Annotated in this window: 1 protein-coding gene; it reads left to right on the top strand. The window is 63.5% G+C overall.

Features of this window, described 5'->3' with window-relative positions; all coding sequences use genetic code 11:
* Positions 1-82 precede the first annotated feature (82 nt).
* Positions 83-310 (top strand): hypothetical protein (locus BN358_RS12015; RefSeq protein WP_040583114.1); only part of this gene is annotated, 228 nt, incomplete at its 3' end.

Genomic DNA, 310 nt, shown 5'->3' with positions numbered 1-310 from the left:
GGAGACCGCCTCAGCTAGCCTCGTCTGGTCGAGTGGGATAATATCTCGACATCAAGATATCTCCGCGACCTCGGGAGGACCGATGGGCATCAACAGCTACTCCGCAGCGGACGAACTCAGCGTCGCCGGTACGACGTACCAGATCTTCCGCGTGGACGCGGTCGAGGGCTCGGCGACCCTGCCGTTCAGCCTGAAGGTTCTGCTGGAGAACCTGTTGCGCACCGAGGACGGCGCGAACATCACCGCAGCGGACATCGCCGCACTCGGAGCCTGGGACCCTGAGGCCGAACCGAACCGCGAGATCCAGTTC

Origin of the sequence: Sedimentibacter sp. B4, assembly GCF_000309315.1 — a bacterium.
Taxonomy (GTDB): Bacteria; Bacillota; Clostridia; order Tissierellales; family Sedimentibacteraceae; genus Sedimentibacter; species Sedimentibacter saalensis.
The sequence above is the reverse complement of the archived record's forward strand: the minus strand, read 5'-3'. Positions and strand labels throughout refer to the sequence as shown.